The organism is Microbacterium sp. NPDC056044, assembly GCF_042267145.1.
Taxonomy (GTDB): domain Bacteria; phylum Actinomycetota; class Actinomycetes; order Actinomycetales; family Microbacteriaceae; genus Microbacterium.
Genome location: NZ_JBHJWZ010000001.1, coordinates 487,895 through 506,962, shown reverse-complemented (window position 1 = coordinate 506,962; position 19,068 = coordinate 487,895). Strand labels below are relative to the sequence as shown.

The following is a 19,068-nucleotide window of genomic DNA, read 5'->3' as shown; positions in this document are numbered from 1 at the left end:
CGGGAGCGGGCAGGATGGATGCCGTGACCTCGTCGACCGCCGGACCCCCGCCGTTCGTCGACCCGGGGCACATCCGCCGGTTCGCCGACAGCGGCACGTACGAGCGCGGTGTCGGCTACTTCGCCGACGGCGCGGTCGATCGGGTCGAATGGGACCCGCTCACGTCCGTCATCGAGGCGGTCGTCGCCGGCACCGGCGGACGCACGTACCGCTGCCGCGTGCGACTCGACCCTCAGCGCGTCGACCATCCCATCGCGGCGACCTCCTGCACGTGCCCGGTGCAGTTCGACTGCAAGCACACGGTCGCGACGCTGCTGGCGAGCAACCGGCTTGCCGCAGCCGCACCGGCCACCGAGGCAGGCGCATCGTGGCGGGACGTGTTCGCGCCCTCGGCCTCGGGCGACCGCCCCCGGACCCCGCTCGCCCTCGGCGTCGAGCTGCGCCAGCGCATCCGCCGCGGCGCCTCGACGTGGGCGCCGGCCCGTGTCGAGCCGGCGACGCCGCGCGGCCTCCACCAGCACGGGGCCGACGTGCTGGTGGGCCTGCGCCCCCTCGAACGCTCGGGACGTTCCGACGCGTGGATCAAGGGCACCGTCTCGTGGGACGCGGTGCGCCGCCCGACGTCGGCCTATGACCCCGCGCAGGCTCGCTGGTTCGCCGAGTTGCACAGCATCGGCCGCGACGTCCGCTCCTTCGGCGCCTTCTCCGATGTGTCGGAGTGGCTCACGCTCGACGACATCGAGTCGAGCCTGCTCTGGCCGCACCTGGCGGGCGCGGCGGAACGCGGCATCCCTTTCGTCGCGACCAAGCGCTCCACGACGGTCGCGCTCGCGCCCGCGGCGTCGGTGACCGTGCAGGCGCACCGTACCGCGCGCGGCCTCGAGATCACCCCCGTCGTCACGATCGACGGTGAGCGGGCGGATGCCGCGGCCCTGCGCCCGGTCGGGCGCACCGGCGTGTACCGCTTCACCGTCGAGCGCGAGCGCATCGACCTGATTCTCGCCGCCGTCGCGCTGCCCGACCCGGTCCCGGCGCTCCTGTCAGCGCGTGAGCCGGTCGTGGTGCCGGGCGGCGAGGCCGACGAGTTCGTCCGGGATCATCTGCCCCGGATCGCGCGCCGGGTCGAGATCGACGCGCCCGGGCTCGACGTGGCCCCGCCGCCCCGGCCGCGGCTGGTGGCGCGCGTGCACTTCGAGCCGAACCACCGCCTCGTCTACACGCTGTCGTGGCGCTACGGCGACGGCGACCTCCTCGGACTCGACGCGACGGGCGACGACCGCGACCCCGCGGCCGAGGGGGCGATCCGCGGCCGCGTCGAAGCGCTGTGGCGCGACCACGCGCCGGTGGACTTCGCGTCCGCCGACACGCTGTCGGGCCTCGACGCCGCCGAGTTCGCATCCCGGCTGCTGCCGCTCCTCGAGGCCGACCCCGACGTGAGCATCGAGATCTCGGGGGAGCGGCCGCAGTACCGCGAGCTCGCCGGCGATCCGCGCATCGACGTCACGACGGTCGAGACGAACGACGCGGACTGGTTCGACCTCGGCGTCGTCGTGACGATCGACGGCCGCCGCATCCCGTTCGGCACGCTGTTCACGGCGCTCTCACGCGGCCGCAAGAAGATCCTCCTGAGCGACGGCGCGTACTTCTCTCTCTCGCACCCGTCGCTGCAGCGCCTGCGCGACCTCATCGACGAGGCCGGCGAGCTCGACGAGTGGGAGACCGGCCCGCGCATCAGCCGCTACCAGACAGCGCTCTGGGCGGACTTCGAGGATCTCGCCGACGAGGCGCAGCCGGCGGTGTCGTGGCGCGCGACCGTCGAGGCGCTGCGCGACGTCGACGGCGTGCCGCCCGCTCCGCTGCCATCGGGCCTCCATGCGGAGCTGCGCCCGTATCAGCGCACGGGGTTCGACTGGCTCGCGTTCCTGTGGGAGCACCGCCTGGGCGGCATCCTCGCCGACGACATGGGCCTCGGCAAGACGCTCCAGCTGCTCGCCCTCATCGCCCACGCGCGTGAACAGGACGAGAAGCGCCCGTTCCTCGTCGTCGCCCCGACCTCGGTGCTCTCGACGTGGCGCAGCGAGGCCGCCAGATTCACCCCCGGCCTCCGCGTCGCCGTCATCGACGCGACGCGCGCGAAGCGCGGCACGACGGTGACGGATGCCTCGTCCACCGCCGACGTGGTCGTCACGTCGTACACGCTGCTCCGACTCGACGAGCGCGAATTCGGCGCTGTCGAGTGGGCCGGCCTCATCCTCGACGAGGCGCAGTTCGTGAAGAACAGCCAGACCAAGGCGTACCGCGCCGCGCGGGGACTGTCGGCCGACGTCGTTTTCGCCGTCACGGGCACCCCGCTCGAGAACAGTCTCACCGAGCTGTGGGCGCTGCTGTCGCTGACAGCTCCCGGGCTGTTCGCCTCGGGCCGGCGGTTCCGCGAGGAGTACGTCGGGCCGATCGAGAAGGGCAAGGTCCCCGAGAACCAGGAGGGCGGCGAGTACCGCGCGGGTCGCCTCGCGCGCCTGCGGCGCCGCATCCGCCCGCTCGTGCTGCGCCGCACGAAAGAGCTGGTGGCCGCCGACCTGCCCGCCAAGCAGGAGCAGGAGGTGCGCATCGAGCTGGGCGCCGCCCATCGCGCCCTGTACGACACGGTGCTGCAGCGCGAGCGGCAGAAGGTGCTGGGCCTCCTCGACGACCTCGACCGCAACCGGTTCATCGTGTTCCGATCGCTCACCCTGCTGCGCATGCTGAGTCTGGCCCCGGAGCTCGTCGATCCGGCGCACGCGAGCATCGCGCCGAGCAAGCTCGCGGCGCTCTTCGAGCAGCTCGACGAGGCCCTCGCCGAGGGACACCGCGCGCTCGTGTTCAGCCAGTTCACGTCGTTCCTCGGTCTGGTCGCGAAGCAGCTCGAGGCACGCGGCATCCCCTATGCCTATCTCGACGGATCGACGCGCGACCGCGATGCGGCCGTCGCCGCCTTTCGCGGGGGAGAGGCGCCCGTGTTCCTCATCAGCCTCAAGGCAGGCGGTTTCGGCCTCACCCTGACCGAGGCCGACTACGTGTTCCTGCTGGATCCCTGGTGGAACCCGGCGGCCGAGGCGCAGGCGGTCGACCGCGCGCACCGCATCGGCCAGCACCGCAGCGTCATGGTCTACCGGCTCATCGCGAACGGCACCATCGAAGAGAAGGTGATGGCGCTGCAGCAGCGCAAGGCGCGCCTGTTCCGGTCCGTGATGGACGACGACGCGCTGTTCGGGCAGGCGCTCACCGCCGACGACATCCGCGGGCTCTTCGACCAGTGACGCCGCACCCCGGCGCGACGGCCCGCACCCGCCGGATCCGGTTTTGCACGGCGGGCGATCCGGCCCGCCGTGAGGGGGTCGCCTAGACTCGTCTGGTTCGACAGGAGGGCACCCCCATGCGCATCACGGGCCTCGGCCACGCCGGAATGTTCATCGAGACGACGGGCGGCAGCATCCTCTGCGACCCCGTCATCGGACCGACGTTCTTCGGATCCTGGTTCCCGTTCCCCGACAACCGGGCGCTCGACTGGGCCACGTACGGCAACGCCGACTTCCTGTACATCTCGCATCGCCACCGCGACCACTTCGACCCCGCGCTGATGCAGCAGCACGTGCCGAAGACCATCAAGGTCCTCCTGCCGGACTACCCGACGGACGACCTCGAGCAGGATCTCCGGAAGCTGGGCTACGACAACATCGTCTACACGCAGGCCGGTGTGCCGCTGGAGTTCGGCGACCTCAAGATCATGGTGACGCCGCTGCGCGCCCCGAGCGACGGCCCCATCGGCGACTCGTCGCTGTCGGTCGACGACGGGACCGCCAGCATCCTGAACCAGAACGATTCGCACCCGCTCGACCTCGAGAAGCTGATGTCGTTCTCGAAGCCCGAGGCGTACTTCACGCAGGTGTCGGGCGCGATCTGGTGGCCCATGGTCTACGACCTGCCCCAGGACGCCAAGCAGAACTTCGCCAGGCTCAAGCGCGACGCGCAGAACAAGCGCGCGATGTACTACATCGAGAAGGTCGACGCCGCGCACGTCTTCCCGATGGCGGGCCCGCCGATGTTCCTTCGTGAGGAGCTCTTCAAGTACAACGGGTACGGCATCGACGACGACTCGATCTTCACGGACCAGCGCCAGTTCCTCGCGCACATGGCCGAGCTACGCCCCGAGCAGAAGGGCTACGAGTTCGTGCCCGGCACCGTCGTCGAGCTGAACGGCGGCGAGATCACGGTCACCCAGACGCTGTACACGCAGGCCGAGATCGACCGGATCTTCGACGACAAGTGGGCGTACCTCGCCGAGCAGCGCGATTCGCGCCAGGACGAGGTGCGCGCCGAAGAGGCGCGACGGGCCGCCGTGCTGCCGCCAGCTGAGATGCTCGCCGCGATCAAGGAGTGGTGGGAGCCGCTGCTGCGCCGCGCCCGCACCATCCGGGGCGGCGTGGGCGGCATCGTGCGGTTCCGCATCGGCGAGCTGGACATGGTCGTGGATTTCCCGAAGGCCAAGGTGCGCGAGTACGCCGAGGGCGACGAGTGCATCTACTGGTACACGATCCCTGCCGACCTCGTCTCGACCAACATCGCCGACCACGAGATCGACTGGTCGAACTCGATCTTCCTGTCGATGCAGTTCGCCGTCGGTCGCAGCGGCAAGTTCAACGAGTTCCTGACCACCTTCCTCAAGTGCCTCTCGCGCGACCGCATCGAGTACGTCGAGAACTGGTACGCCGAGCAGACCGACCAGACCGAGGACGCCCAGCTCGGCGACTGGATCGTGCAGCGCCGCTGCCCGCACCTGCGCGCCGACCTCACCAAGACCGGCAAGATCGAGGACGGCGTCCTCACGTGCTCGCTGCACGACTGGAAGTGGGATCTCGCCAGCGGCAAGTGCCTGACGAGCCAGGGGCACCCGATCCGCGCGTCCCAGGTCGAGGACGACCTCTACCGCGCGGCGACGAGCCCCGCGGCCTGAGGCGCCCGCGACGCCGGCTTGTTGTAGATCCTCCACAACAAGCCGGCGTTCCGCCATCGCCCATGTGTCGGGTCGGTGCTGATCTGCGTCGGTTCGTATCACCTCGCTGCTCCCACGGGTCCTGATCACCGTGCCCGCGATCGCGGGCGATCAGAACCCGAAGGAATCACGCCATGACCACCGTTCCTCTCCACGGCGCCGGCGGCGTCGTCCCCGCGTCCACCGGTCGTCCGAACCCGTTCACCACGCTCCTCACATGGGAGGCGCGCACGGAGGCCGCGGTGAAGACCTCATTGCAGCGGTGGAGCATCCCTGCGCTGCGGGTCGCGCTCGGCGCCGTGTTCCTCGTCTTCGGCGCACTGAAGTTCTTCCCCGGGGTGAGCCCCGTCGAGGCGCTGGTCAGCCGCACGTGGGAGAAGCTCACGTTCGGCCTCGTGAGCGGGCAGGCCGCCCTCGTCGCCACCGCCGTCATCGAGGTCGCCGCAGGCGCGCTGCTCATCGCCGGCGGCATGTTCGCCCGCGTCGGCCTCGTGGTGCTCGCACTCGCGTTCGTCGGCATCCTGTCCCCGGTCGTGCTGCTGCCCGCCGAGGTCTTCGGACCGGTCGGCCCGACGCTGACGGGCCAGTACATCTTCAAGAACGTCGTGCTGATCGCCGCTGCGCTCGTCGTCGCCTCCCGCGTGCTGCGCGGACCCGCGCCTCGCTGACGCACGTCACATGACCCGGTGAGGGCCGGCCCCGGTTGGGGGCCGGCCCTCCCCGTGTCGTAGACTGGACGGCGATCACAGCAACCTTTAACACCGTCCCGTGAGGCGGAGAAGGGAGCGGCGGATGAGCACGCCCACCGTGCAGCCCCGCGTCGTCATGACCGAAGCCGACATGGCCCGGGCCCTGACTCGGATCTCCCACGAGATCCTCGAGTCCAACAAGGGTCCTGACGGACTGGTCCTCCTCGGCATCCCCACCCGCGGCGTCACGCTCGCCCATCGCGTCGGCGCTCTCGTCGCCCAGTTCGGCGGCGTTCCGGTGCCCGTCGGGTCGCTCGACGTCACGATGTACCGCGACGACCTGCACCGCAATCCGACCCGCGCGCCGCAGCCGACCCAGATCCCGCCCGGCGGCATCGACGGCAAGGTCGTCGTGCTCGTGGATGACGTGCTCTTCTCGGGTCGCAGCATCCGTGCCGCTCTCGATGCTCTGCAGGACATCGGCCGCCCCGCCGCGGTGCGACTGGCGACACTGGTCGACCGCGGCCACCGCGAGCTGCCGATCCGGCCCGACTTCGTCGGCAAGAACCTGCCGAGCGCCCGCGACGAGCGCGTGAACGTACGCCTCGCCGAGACCGACGGCTCGGAGTCCGTCACGATCGAGGGGCGGTGACGTCGCGCTCATGAGACACCTGCTCGACACCCAGACGCTCTCCCGCGCGGACGCGCTGCGCATCCTCGACGTCGCCGAGGACATGGCCGACACGCAGCAGCGCGAGGTCAAGAAGCTCCCGACGCTGCGCGGCAAGACCGTCGTGAACCTCTTCTTCGAGGACTCCACGCGCACGCGCATCTCGTTCGAGGCGGCGGCCAAGCGGCTGTCCGCCGACGTCATCAACTTCTCCGCGAAGGGCTCCAGCGTCTCGAAGGGCGAGTCCCTGCAGGACACCGCCCAGACGCTGCAGGCCATGGGGGCGGATGCCGTCGTGATCCGTCACGGCGCGTCCGGGGCGCCCCGCACCCTCGCCACGAGCGGCTGGATCAGCGCCGGCGTCGTCAACGCCGGCGACGGCACGCACGAGCACCCGACGCAGGCGCTTCTCGACGCCTTCACGATCCGCAAGCGTCGCTTCGGCGACGACAGCCGGGGCCGCGACCTCGCCGGGGTGAAGGTCACCATCGTGGGCGACGTGCTGCACTCGCGCGTGGCGCGCTCCAACGTGTGGCTGCTGAACACCCTGGGCGCGAGCGTCACGCTGGTCTCGCCGCCCACGCTCGTGCCCCAGGACATGACGAACTGGCCGGTGACCGTGCTGTACGACCTCGACGAGGCCATCGCGGCGGGGCCCGACGCCCTGATGATGCTGCGCATCCAGCTGGAGCGCATGAACGCGGCGTATTTCCCCACTGAACGGGAGTATTCGCGCCGCTGGGGCCTGGACGCGCGCCGACTCGGAGCGCTGGGAGCGGATAGCATTGTGATGCACCCCGGACCCATGAACCGGGGCCTGGAGATCTCCGCAGAAGCCGCTGACTCGCCGCGCTCGACCGTGCTCGAGCAGGTGACCAACGGCGTCTCGGTGCGCATGGCCGCGCTCTACCTGCTGTTGGCGGGCGCGGAGCGCATCCCGGCCGAGAACCCGTCGGCGGCGGACGCCCCGCACGGCAGAGAGAAGGAGACCACCCGATGAGCGAGACCCTTCTCTTCCGCGGAGCACTGGTCGAAGGGTCCGCGGCCGCCGACGTCCTGGTCGAGGACGGCGTCATCGCGGCCATCGGGGCCGGGATCAGCCGTGCCGGCGCGACCGAGATCGACGTCGACGGGCTCGTGATGCTGCCCGGCCTGGTCGACCTCCACACCCACCTGCGCGAGCCCGGGTACGAGGCATCCGAGACGATCCTCACCGGATCGCGCGCCGCCGCGGCCGGCGGGTACACCGCCGTGTTCGCGATGCCCAACACGTCGCCGGTCGCCGACACCGCGGGCGTCGTCGAGCAGGAGCTCGCCCTCGGCGAGGCCGCCGGCTACGTCACCGTGCAGCCGATCGGCGCCGTCACCGTCGGGCAGAAGGGCGAGCGGCTCGCCGAGCTCGGCGCGATGGCCGACTCGCGCGCCCAGGTGCGCGTCTTCAGCGACGACGGCTTCTGCGTGTGGGACCCGCTCATCATGCGCCGGGCGCTCGAGTACGTGAAGGCGTTCGACGGCGTCATCGCCCAGCACGCGCAGGACCCGCGCCTCACCGAGGGTGCGCAGATGAACGAGGGCGCCGTGTCGGCCGAGCTCGGCCTCGCCGGCTGGCCCGCAGTCGCCGAGGAGTCGATCATCGCCCGCGACGTGCTCCTCGCGGAGCACGTCGGCTCGCGCCTGCACGTCTGCCACCTCTCGACCGCGGGATCGGTGGAGATCATCCGCTGGGCCAAGCGCCGCGGCGTGAACGTCACCGCCGAGGTGACGCCGCACCACCTGCTCCTCACCGACGAGCTCGTGCGCGACTACGACGCGCGCTTCAAGGTGAACCCGCCGCTGCGCCGCGAGGAGGACGTGCTCGCCGTGCGCGAGGGCCTCGCCGACGGCACCATCGACATCGTCGCGACCGACCACGCGCCGCACCCGGCCGAGGTGAAGGCATGCGAGTGGCACGCGGCCGCGAACGGCATGGTCGGGCTCGAGAGCGCGCTGCGCGTGGTGCAGCAGTCGATGGTCGACACCGGCCTCATCACGTGGGGCGACGTCGCACGCGTCATGTCGCGCGAGCCCGCCCGCATCGGGCGTCTCGCCGGCCACGGCACCCCCCTCACCGAGGGGCAGCCGGCCTCGCTCGCGTTCTACGACCCGTCGCCGCGCCGCACCTTCACGACCGACGACCTGCGCGGGCGCAGCGTGAACTCGCCGTACCTCGGCCGCGAGCTCCCCGGCGACGTGCGCTGGACCCTGCACCAGGGCACGGTCACCGTCGCCGACGGTGCGCTCCTCGACACGCCGGGGGTGCGCGCATGACCCGCGAGGGCGCCCTCGGAGTGATGGTCGGGGTCACCATCGCACTGCTCGCGGTGCTGGTGTGGGCCTGGTGGCGACGAACGCGGCGCGACGCGGCGCTGGTCGCGCCCGTCGGCGAGATCCCCGCCGGAGCGGCGACCCTTTCGGCGTTCCCGACGCTGTACGTCGCGACCACGCGTCACGGCGAGCCGCTCGAGCGCCTCGCCATCGGCGGCCTCGCGTTCCGCTCGCGCTCCTACGTCACGGTCACCGACGCGGGCCTCGCGCTCGACCTCACCGGCAAGCCGCGCGTGTTCCTCGCGAAGGACCGTATCGAGGACGTCGCGCAGGCCACGGTCGCGATCGACCGCGTGGTCGAGCCCGACGGCCTCGTGCGCGTCGCGTGGCGCCTCGACGACGGCACCGTCGTCGACTCCTATCTCCGACCCCAGGATGCCTCGGCCCGCGCTCTCGCGGACGCCGTGGCCGGCATCCTTCCCCCGACCCAGACGGGAACCGACGCATGACCTCCCTCTTCCAGACAGACCCGGCCGTCCTCGTGCTCGAGGACGGCACCCGCCACGTCGGCCGCGCCTACGGCGCCCTCGGCACCACGATCGGCGAGGTGGTCTTCTCCACCGGCATGACCGGCTACCAGGAGACCCTCACCGACCCGTCGTACGCCGGTCAGATCGTGCTGCAGACGGCTCCCCACATCGGCAACACCGGCATGAACGACGAGGACCCCGAGTCCCGCCGCATCTGGGTGTCGGGCTACATCGTGCGCGACCCCTCCCGCGTGGTGTCGAACTGGCGCGCCGACGAGTCGCTCGACGACGCGCTCGTGAACGACGGCGTCATCGGCATCAGCGGCATCGACACCCGTGCCGTCACGCGCCACATCCGCTCGGCCGGCAGCATGCGCGGCGCCATCTTCTCGGGTGAGGCCGCAGCCATCGACCCCGACGAGCAGCTGCGTCTGGTGCGCGAGGCGCCCGAGATGGCCGGTCAGAACCTCTCGGCCCAGGTCTCCGTCGCCGCCGCCGAGATCACGCCGGCCCAGGGCGAGCGCATCGGCAACCTCGCCGTGCTCGACCTCGGCGTGAAGCAGGCCACCGTCGACAACCTCGCCGCACGCGGCTTCGAGGTGCACGTGCTCCCGCAGGACGTCACGATCGACGGCATCCGCGCCATCGACCCGGTCGCGGTCTTCTACTCGAACGGCCCCGGCGACCCGGCGGCGTCGGGCGACCACGTCGAGCTCCTGCGCGGCGTGCTCGACGACGGCCTGCCGTTCTTCGGCATCTGCTTCGGCAACCAGCTGCTGGGCCGCGCGCTCGGCCTCGGCACTTACAAGCTGCCGTTCGGCCATCGCGGCATCAACCAGCCCGTCCTCGACAAGGCCACCGGCCGCGTCGAGATCACCGCCCACAACCACGGCTTCGCCGTCGAGGCGCCCGTCGAGGGCTCGTTCGACAGCCCGAACGGCTACGGCAAGGTCGAGGTCAGCCACGTCGGCCTCAACGACCAGGTGGTCGAGGGCCTGCGCGCCCTCGACATCCCCGCGTTCTCGGTGCAGTACCACCCCGAGGCCGCCGCCGGACCCCACGACGCCAACTACCTGTTCGACCGCTTCCGCGACCTCGTCGTCGCGAACCTCGAGAAGAAGGCCGCGAAGTAATGCCCAAGCGCGACGACATCAACTCCGTCCTCGTCATCGGATCCGGCCCGATCGTCATCGGCCAGGCGTGCGAGTTCGACTACTCGGGCACGCAGGCCTGCCGCGTGCTCCGCGAGGAGGGCGTGCGCGTCATCCTCGTGAACTCCAACCCGGCGACGATCATGACCGACCCCGACTTCGCCGATGCGACGTACATCGAGCCCATCAACTGGCGCGTGATCGAGACGATCATCGCGAAGGAGAAGCCCGACGCGATCCTGCCGACGCTCGGCGGCCAGACCGCGCTCAACGCGGCGATCGACCTGCACAAGAACGGCATCCTCGAGAAGTACGACGTCGAGCTCATCGGCGCGGACTTCGAGGCGATCAACAAGGGCGAGGACCGCCAGATCTTCAAGCAGCTCGTGCTCGACGCGGGCGCCGATGTCGCAGCATCCGTCATCTGCCACACCATGGACGAGCTGCTCGCCGGCGCCGAGAAGCTCGGCTACCCGCTGGTCGTGCGCCCGTCCTTCACGATGGGCGGCCTGGGCTCGGGCTTCGCGTACGACGAGGAGGACCTCCGCCGCATCGGCGGCGCGGGCCTGCACGACTCGCCGACGAACGAGGTGCTGCTCGAGGAGTCGATCCTCGGGTGGAAGGAGTACGAGCTCGAGCTCATGCGCGACACCGCCGACAACACGGTCGTCGTCTGCTCCATCGAGAACGTCGACCCGGTGGGCGTCCACACGGGCGACTCGATCACTGTCGCGCCGGCGCTCACGCTCACCGACCGCGAGTACCAGAAGCTGCGCGACATCGGCATCGACATCATCCGCGCGGTCGGCGTCGACACCGGCGGCTGCAACATCCAGTTCGCAGTGGACCCGACCAACGGCCGCATCATCGTCATCGAGATGAACCCCCGCGTGTCGCGCTCGTCTGCCCTCGCGTCGAAGGCCACCGGCTTCCCGATCGCGAAGATCGCCGCGAAGCTCGCGATCGGCTACCGGCTCGACGAGATCCCGAACGACATCACGAAGGTGACGCCGGCGAGCTTCGAGCCGACGCTGGACTACGTCGTCGTGAAGGTGCCGCGCTTCAACTTCGAGAAGTTCCCGGCCGCCGACACCACCCTCACCACCACCATGAAGTCGGTGGGCGAGGCGATGGCGATCGGCCGCAACTACGCGACGGCGCTGCAGAAGGCGCTGCGCTCGCTCGAGAAGCGCGGCTCGAGCTTCCACTGGGGCGACGAGCCCCGCTCGGTGGACGAGCTCCTCGAGGTCGCGAAGACCCCGACCGACGGCCGCATCGTGGTGCTGCAGCAGGCGCTGCGCAAGGGCGCGACGGTCGAGCAGGCGTTCGAGGCCACCAAGATCGATCCGTGGTTCCTCGACCAGATCGTCCTCATCAACGAGGTCGCCGACTTCGTGGCGAAGGCGGGCGAGCTGGATGCTGCGACCCTCCGTGTCGCGAAGGAGCACGGCTTCAGCGACGCCCAGGTCGCGCAGCTGCGCGGTGACAGCGAGACGCAGGTGCGCGGCATCCGTCACGGTCTCGGCATCCGCCCGGTCTACAAGACCGTCGACACGTGCGCGGGGGAGTTCCCGGCGCTCACGCCCTACCACTACTCGAGCTACGACTTCGAGACCGAGGTGACGCCGTCGGAGCGCACCAAGGTCGTGATCATCGGCTCGGGCCCGAACCGCATCGGGCAGGGCGTCGAGTTCGACTACTCGTGCGTGCACGCGTCGTTCGCCCTGTCGGACGCGGGCTACGAGACGGTCATGGTCAACTGCAACCCCGAGACGGTCTCGACCGACTACGACACGTCCGACCGCCTGTACTTCGAACCGCTGACGCTCGAGGACGTCCTCGAGGTGCTGCACGCCGAGGCGCAGTCGGGGACCATCCTCGGCGTCATCTGCCAGCTCGGCGGCCAGACGCCCCTCGGGCTCGCGAAGGGCATCGAAGAGGCCGGTTACACGATCCTCGGCACCAAGCCCGCGGCGATCGACCTCGCCGAGGAGCGCGAGCTCTTCTCGCGCCTGCTCGACGACGCCGGACTCGTCGCACCGCGCAACGGCACGGCGATCGACGTCGAGGGCGCCGTCGTCGTCGCGGAGGAGATCGGCTATCCCGTGCTGGTGCGCCCGAGCTTCGTGCTCGGCGGCCGCGGCATGGAGATCGTCTACTCGACCGAGGCGCTGCGCGACTACTTCGTGCGGGTCGCCGGCGAGGCGATCATCGGCCCGGGCCTGCCGCTGCTGGTCGACCGCTTCCTCGACGACGCGATCGAGCTCGACGTGGACGCGCTGTACGACGGCGACGAGCTGTACATCGGCGGCGTCATGGAGCACCTCGAGGAGGCCGGCATCCACTCCGGCGACTCGTCGTGCACGCTGCCGCCGGTGAGCCTCGGCCGCACCGACATCGACCGCGTCCGCGAGGCGACGCACGCCATCGCCCAGGGCGTGGGCGTGCGCGGGCTCCTCAACGTGCAGTTCGCGATCTCGGCGGGCGTCCTCTACGTCATCGAGGCGAACCCGCGCGCGAGCCGCACCGTGCCGTTCGTGTCGAAGGCGCTGGGCATCCCGCTCGCCAAGGCCGCGTCGCGCATCATGGCAGGCGCCACGATCGCCGAGCTGAAGGCCGAGGGCCTGCTGCCCGCGCAGGACGGCTCGCGCGTGCCGCTGGACGCCCCGGTCGCCGTCAAGGAGGCCGTGCTGCCGTTCAAGCGGTTCCGCACCGCCGACGGTCAGACCGTCGACTCGGTGCTCGGTCCCGAGATGCGCTCGACGGGCGAGGTCATGGGCATCGACCGCGATTTCCCGACCGCGTTCGCGAAGTCGCAGGAGGCCGCGTACGGCGGCATGCCGCAGTCGGGCACCGTGTTCATCTCGGTCGCCGACAGCGACAAGCGCGCTGTGATCCTGCCCGCGCACCGTCTGCAGGAGCTCGGCTTCGACCTCGTCGCCACCGAGGGCACCGCCGAGATCCTCGCCCGCAACGGCATCGACGTGCGCGTGGTCGAGAAGTACTCCGAGACCCAGGAGTCGGGCGGCACGAACATCGTCGACCTCATCAATGCGGGAGACATCGACATCGTCGTGAACACGCCGTCCGGCGGTGCCACCCGCGCCGACGGCTACGAGATCCGCGCGGCGGCCGTCGCCGGCGACAAGGCGCTGTTCACCACGATGGCCGTGCTCGGCGCCGCGGTGAGCGCGCTGCCGGTGCTGCGCGAGGGCTTCAAGGTCAAGAGCCTGCAGGAGTACGCGGCCGACCGGGCGGGCGCATGACCTCATTCGGTGAGCGCCTCCGCGCGGGCATGGCGACGCACGGGCAGCTGTGCGTCGGCATCGATCCGCACGCCCACCTGCTGGCGGAGTGGGGATTGGATGCCTCGGCCGCCGGTGTGCGCGAGTTCGGCCTGCGCGCGGTCGAGGCCGCCGCGGGGCGCGTCGCCGTCGTCAAGCCGCAGGTCTCGTTCTTCGAGGTCTACGGCTCGGCGGGCTTCGCCGCCCTCGAGGACGTGCTCGGCGCGGCGCGCGACGCCGGCCTCCTCGTGATCGCGGACGCCAAGCGCGGCGACATAGGCACCACGATGGACGCGTACGCCCAGGCATGGCTCACCCCGGGCTCGCCGCTCGAGGCCGACGCGCTCACGGTGAGCCCGTTCCTCGGGGTCGGTGCGCTCGACGGCACGTTCGACCTCGCTGTGCGCCACGCCAAGGGCGTGTTCGTGCTCGCCGCGACCAGCAACCCCGAGGCGCTCGGATTGCAGCGTGCGCGGCACGCCGACGGCGACACGGTGTCGGCCGGCATCGTCCGCGAGGTCTCCGAGCGAAACGCCCGCACGACCCCCGACGGCGAGTGGGGGAGCCTCGGCTTCGTCATCGGCGGCACCGTGGACTGGACGGAAGCCGGGCTCCGGACGTTCGCCCCGGTGGCGCCGATCCTCGGCCCGGGGTTCGGCCACCAGGGTGCGGAACCGCGTCATCTCGGTGAGCGCTTCGGCGTCCTGCGGGAAGCGGTGGTAGCGTCTGAGAGCCGCAGCATCCTGGCTGCCGGACCCGACCGGCTCGCCGCGCGCATCTCTGAGCGCGCCCTTCTCTACCGTGGTGATTGACATGCCCGAATCCCAGACCCGACCCCCCGAGGTCGACCGCGTCGCCGCCTCGCGCCGTGCCGTCGCCGCCCGCCGCGAACGCGCCGCCCTGAAGAAGGACGTCGCGATGCGGGTGATCACTCCGCAGGAACTGCTGCGGCGCGCCCTCGCAGAGCCCACGTCGCCCGCCGGCGCGATGCGCGTGCCCGAGTTCCTCACCGCGATCCCCGCGATCGGCGAGGGCAAGCGCGACCGCATCCTGCAGGACCTCGAGATCTCGCCGGTCAAGCGCCTGGGCGGCCTCGGCTCGCGCCAGCGCGAGGACCTGCGCCACTTCCTCGACACCCGCTGGCCCGAGGCCGAGCCCCGCGCGGGCCGGAGCCGCCTGGTCGTGCTCGCGGGCCCGACCGCGGTGGGCAAGGGCACGGTGGCCGCGCACATCAAGGACCACCACCCCGAGATCCTGCTGTCGGTGTCGGCGACGACGCGCGCGCCGCGTCCGGGCGAAGTCGACGGCGAGCACTACTTCTTCGTCGACGACGCCGAGTTCGACCGCATGATCGCCGCGGGCGAGCTGCTCGAGCACGCGACCGTGCACAACGCCTACCGCTACGGGACGCCGCGCGGCCCGATCGAGAAGGCCCTCGCCGAGGGACGCACCGTCCTCCTCGAGATCGACCTGCAGGGCGCGCGCCAGGTGCGCGAGGCCGATCCGTCGGCGACGCTCGTGTTCCTGCTGCCTCCCAGCTGGGATGAACTCGTGCAGCGCCTGGTCGGGCGCGGCACCGAGGACGCCGCCGAGCGTGCGCGGCGCCTGCGCACCGCGAAGACCGAGTTGGCCTCGCAGGGCGAGTTCGACTACCGCGTCGTGAACGACGACGTGGCCCACGCGGCCGACGAGGTCGCCCGCCTCGCGCGCTGATCCGCTCCCGTCACGTAGAATGAGGGGATGCCTCGGCACCCCGAGGCTCCTCAGACTCCCATTCCTTTCATCCGATCCAGGAGGTTTCGCCATGGCCGGAACGAACCAGGGCATCATCGAGCCCCCCATCGACAGCCTGCTCGAGAAGGTCGATTCGAAGTACCAGCTCGTGATCTTCGCGTCCAAGCGTGCGCGCCAGATCAACGACTACTACTCGGACCTCCACGAGGGCAATCTGTTCGACAACGTGGGCCCGCTCGTCGACTCGACCGTCGAGGACAAGCCGCTCACCATCGCGATGCACGAGATCCACGAGGACAAGCTGCGCCTGCGCCGCGCGGAGTAATTCCGTTACACCTCGATGCCCCCGAAGACGGCCGTGTCCGTCCTCGGGGGCATACTGGTGTCCGCCCCTCGGCGCCGGGCACCATCCCGACCGGAGCCACGACAACTGGAGTACCGATGACCGACCTGCGTCTGTTCACGTCCGAATCCGTCACCGAGGGCCACCCCGACAAGATCTGCGACCAGATCTCGGACTCCATCCTCGACGCGATCCTGGACGCCGACCCCGACGGGCGCGTCGCGGTCGAGACGCTCGTCACCACCGGGCTCGTCCACGTCGCCGGCGAGGTGTCGACCTCGGCGTACGTCGAGATCCCGGCGATCGTCCGGGGCGTCGTCAACCGGATCGGCTACACGTCGAGCGACACCGGCTTCGACGGCGACTCGTGCGGCGTGAGCGTGTCGATCGGCGCGCAGTCCTCCGACATCGCGGCCGGCGTCGACAAGGCGTTCGAGCGCCGCGAGGACGGCTCCGAGGACCCGCACGACCTGCAGGGCGCGGGCGACCAGGGCATCATGTTCGGCTACGCGACGACAGAGACGCCGCAGCTCATGCCGATGGCCGCGTGGACCGCGCACCGCATGGCCGAGCGCCTCGCCGAGGTGCGTCGCTCGGGCGAGCTGCCGTTCCTGCGCCCCGACGGCAAGACACAGGTCACCCTCGGCTACGACGGGCACACCCCGAAGACCGTCGAGTCCGTCGTGCTGTCGACGCAGCACCACCCCGACATCTCGCAGAAGGCGCTGCGTGCGGCCGTCCGCGCCGAGGTCATCGACCCGGTGCTCGAGGCGACCGGCCTCGCGCTGCCCGACGTGAACTTCTACATCAACCCGGCCGGCCCGTTCGTCATCGGCGGCCCGAAGGGCGACGCGGGCCTCACCGGCCGCAAGATCATCATCGACACGTACGGCGGCGCCTCGCGGCACGGCGGCGGCGCGTTCAGCGGCAAGGACCCGTCGAAGGTCGACCGCTCGGCCGCGTACGCGATGCGCTGGGTGGCGAAGAATGCGGTCGCCGCGGGACTCGCGGACCGCCTCGAGGTCCAGGTCGCCTACGCGATCGGCAAGGCGAAGCCCGTCGGACTCTACGTCGAGACGTTCGGCACCGGCCGCGTGGCCGACGACGTCATCACGAACGCGATCCTCGAGGTCTTCGACCTGCGCCCGAAGGCGATCATCGACCAGCTCGACCTGCTGCGGCCGATCTACGCGCAGACCGCCGCGTACGGACACTTCGGCCGCGAGCTGCCCGACTTCACCTGGGAGCGCACGGACCGCGCGGACGCGCTGCGCGCCGCCGCCGGGCTCTGACCCCGGCCGCGTGACCGCGGTGCACGACGACGAACCCGACGCCGGCGATCGGCCGCGGCGACCGCGCCGCGTCGCGCGGGTGCTGATCGACTCGCCGCTGCCGCAGCTCGACCGTCTGTTCGACTACGAGATCCCCGACGAGCTGGCCGCGGACGCCGTGCCGGGGGTGCGCGTGCGCGTGCCGCTGCGCAGCGCCGGGCGTGTGGTCGACGCGCTCCTCGTCGAAGTGGGGGAGCAGGATGCCTCGGACCGCCCGCTCTCGCAGCTCGAGGCCGTCGTCTCGCCGGTGCCGGTGCTGACACCCGGGCTGTACGCGCTGGCGCGTCGTGCCGCCGACCGTGCGGCCGGCTCCGCGGGCGACATCCTGCGTCTCGCGATCCCGAAGCGCATGGTCCGCGCCGAGAAGGCGTGGCTCGCGGCCGACCCCCCGGCGCACCCGCTGGTCGATGACGCGGATCGCGCGTGGGCGGAGGGCGTCCTCGCCGTCTACCCCGGGCTCGCCGACGCCCTCGACGAGGGCGAGCGCCTTGCGCTCGACGCGCCGCCGGTGCCCGCCGCCCTCGAGGACGGCACGGTCGTCGGCTCGTGGGCGATCCTGCTCGCCGCGGCGGCGACCCACACACTGGCAGCGGGGCGCAGCGCCGTGATCGCCGTCCCAGATCACCGCGACCGCGCACAACTCGAAGCGGCGCTGGCCGCCCGCATCCCGGCCGACGCGCTCGTCCGCGACGACGCGAAGCAGAGCGGCCCGACGAGGTACGGCGCGTTCCTGCGCACCCTCGCCGACGCGCCGTGCGTCGTGATCGGCAACCGCTCCACCGTCTATGCACCGGTGTCCGAGCTCGGCCTGGTGGCGCTGTGGGACGACGGGGACCCGCTGCTGGGCGAACCCCTCAGCCCCGGCGTGCACGCCCGCGACGCCGCGCTGCTGCGGCAGGAGCTGCACGGCGGAGCCCTCGTGTTCGCGGGGCACACCCGCACCACCGACGTCGAGCGGCTCGTCGCCGTGGGCTGGGTGCGCGACCTTCCCGCCGCACGGCGCGTGAGCCCGCGCGTCGTGCTGAGCGCCAACCGCGAGGGGGAGTCCCGCGCCGCCAGGGTGCCGTCGTCGGCGTTCGCCGCCGCACGAGATGCGCTCACCGAGGGCCCGGTGCTCGTCCAGGTCGCGCGCCCCGGCTACGCGCCTGTGCTGGTGTGCGCGAAATGCCGCCATCCCGCGCGCTGCGCGCACTGCGGTGGTCCGCTCCATGCCGCCCGGCAGGGAGCCGTCCCGACGTGCACGTGGTGCGGCCGTGCCGCACACGCGTGGGCGTGCCCCGAGTGCCGGTCGACCCTGCTGCGCATGGCGTCGTCGGGCAGCGAGCGCACCGCCGACGAGCTCGGCCGCGCGTTCCCGAACACGCGCGTGATCATCGCGGACGGCGACCACCCCGTCGCCGAGGTGGACGCGCGCCCGGCGCTCGTGGTCGCGACGCGCGGCGCCGAGCCGCTCGCGGCCGGCGGGTACCGCGCGGTGATCCTGCTGGACGGGGATCGGATGCTGATGGCCGACGACCTGCGCATCGGCGAATCGTGCCTGCGGTGGTGGTCGAATGCGGCGGCACTGGCGGCGCCGGGCGCCCCCGTGCACCTCGTCGGCGTGGGCGGAGAGGTGGCCCGTGCCCTCGCCACCTGGACCCAGGCCGGGTATGCCCGGGCAGAGCTCGGGGACCGCGCCCCGCTGCGCATGCCCCCGACCGTCCGCGTCGCCTCCGTCGACGGCCCCCGCAGGGCGGTCGACACCGCGATCGCCGACCTGCGCGCCGCCGTGCCCGAGCTCGACGCGGAGGCCGTGCTCGGTCCGATCGCGCACGACGAGTCGGTGCGCGCGCTGGTGCGGTTCGAGTACGGCCTCGGCGCCCGCGTGACGGAGAGCCTGCGCGCGTCGGTGGTGGCCCACGCGATGAAGGGACGCCGCCCCGCGAAGGGTCGCGCGCCCGGGGTCGCCCATACACTGAAGGTTCGGGTCGACGTGCCCGATCTCGACCTCTGACCCTCGAAAG

14 protein-coding genes are annotated in these 19,068 nt (G+C 71.4%); all 14 read left to right on the top strand.

Going from position 1 to position 19,068, the window contains the following annotated elements; translation table 11 throughout:
- Positions 1–23 precede the first annotated feature (23 nt).
- The 14 genes from ACFC1I_RS02400 to ACFC1I_RS02335 all read left to right on the top strand — a co-directional run bounded on the left by ACFC1I_RS02400 (position 24) and on the right by ACFC1I_RS02335 (position 19,058).
- Positions 24–3,296 carry an SNF2-related protein gene (locus ACFC1I_RS02400; RefSeq protein WP_376006275.1) on the top strand — a complete coding sequence of 1,091 codons (3,273 nt, stop codon included), beginning with the start codon at positions 24–26 and terminating at the stop codon, positions 3,294–3,296.
- A gap of 116 nt (positions 3,297–3,412) precedes the next feature.
- The gene (locus ACFC1I_RS02395; protein WP_376006274.1) at positions 3,413–4,990 is read left to right on the top strand and encodes a Rieske 2Fe-2S domain-containing protein; all 1,578 of its coding nucleotides are present in this window, start codon (positions 3,413–3,415) and stop codon (positions 4,988–4,990) included.
- 173 nt (positions 4,991–5,163) lie between these two features.
- On the top strand, positions 5,164–5,697 hold the full coding sequence (locus ACFC1I_RS02390) for a DoxX family protein (RefSeq protein WP_376006273.1): 534 nt from the start codon (positions 5,164–5,166) through the stop codon (positions 5,695–5,697).
- A 124-nt stretch (positions 5,698–5,821) separates the two neighbouring features.
- Positions 5,822–6,370 (top strand): bifunctional pyr operon transcriptional regulator/uracil phosphoribosyltransferase PyrR, encoded by a 549-nt coding sequence (gene pyrR, locus ACFC1I_RS02385; protein WP_376006272.1) that lies wholly within the window; start codon positions 5,822–5,824, stop codon positions 6,368–6,370.
- A gap of 10 nt (positions 6,371–6,380) precedes the next feature.
- Entirely contained in the window at positions 6,381–7,388 is a 1,008-nt protein-coding gene (locus tag ACFC1I_RS02380) for an aspartate carbamoyltransferase catalytic subunit (protein ID WP_376006271.1), read from the top strand.
- Positions 7,385–8,695 carry a dihydroorotase gene (locus ACFC1I_RS02375; RefSeq protein ID WP_376006270.1) on the top strand — a complete coding sequence of 437 codons (1,311 nt, stop codon included), beginning with the start codon at positions 7,385–7,387 and terminating at the stop codon, positions 8,693–8,695. The genes ACFC1I_RS02380 and ACFC1I_RS02375 overlap by 4 nt, the downstream gene beginning before the upstream one ends.
- On the top strand, positions 8,692–9,201 hold the full coding sequence (locus ACFC1I_RS02370) for a hypothetical protein (protein ID WP_376006269.1): 510 nt from the start codon (positions 8,692–8,694) through the stop codon (positions 9,199–9,201). Before ACFC1I_RS02375 ends, ACFC1I_RS02370 begins: the two co-directional genes overlap by 4 nt.
- Entirely contained in the window at positions 9,198–10,355 is a 1,158-nt protein-coding gene (gene carA / locus ACFC1I_RS02365; RefSeq protein ID WP_376006268.1) for a glutamine-hydrolyzing carbamoyl-phosphate synthase small subunit, read from the top strand. Before ACFC1I_RS02370 ends, carA begins: the two co-directional genes overlap by 4 nt.
- Entirely contained in the window at positions 10,355–13,639 is a 3,285-nt protein-coding gene (gene carB / locus ACFC1I_RS02360; RefSeq protein ID WP_376006267.1) for a carbamoyl-phosphate synthase large subunit, read from the top strand. Before carA ends, carB begins: the two co-directional genes overlap by 1 nt.
- Positions 13,636–14,469, top strand: a complete 834-nt coding sequence (gene pyrF / locus ACFC1I_RS02355; protein WP_376006266.1) for an orotidine-5'-phosphate decarboxylase — start codon at positions 13,636–13,638, stop codon at positions 14,467–14,469. The genes carB and pyrF overlap by 4 nt, the downstream gene beginning before the upstream one ends.
- A 1-nt stretch (position 14,470) precedes the next feature.
- Positions 14,471–15,370, top strand: a complete 900-nt coding sequence (gene gmk / locus ACFC1I_RS02350) for a guanylate kinase (RefSeq protein ID WP_376006265.1) — start codon at positions 14,471–14,473, stop codon at positions 15,368–15,370.
- Between the two features lie 91 nt (positions 15,371–15,461).
- Positions 15,462–15,716 (top strand): DNA-directed RNA polymerase subunit omega, encoded by a 255-nt coding sequence (gene rpoZ, locus ACFC1I_RS02345; protein ID WP_018170775.1) that lies wholly within the window; start codon positions 15,462–15,464, stop codon positions 15,714–15,716.
- Positions 15,717–15,832: 116 nt separating this feature from the next.
- Positions 15,833–17,026: a methionine adenosyltransferase gene (gene metK / locus ACFC1I_RS02340; protein WP_376006264.1), complete on the top strand. Its 1,194-nt coding sequence runs from the start codon at positions 15,833–15,835 to the stop codon at positions 17,024–17,026.
- Between the two features lie 10 nt (positions 17,027–17,036).
- Positions 17,037–19,058, top strand: coding sequence for a primosomal protein N' (locus ACFC1I_RS02335; protein WP_376006263.1), 2,022 nt, complete (start codon positions 17,037–17,039; stop codon positions 19,056–19,058).
- Positions 19,059–19,068: the final 10 nt, after the last annotated feature.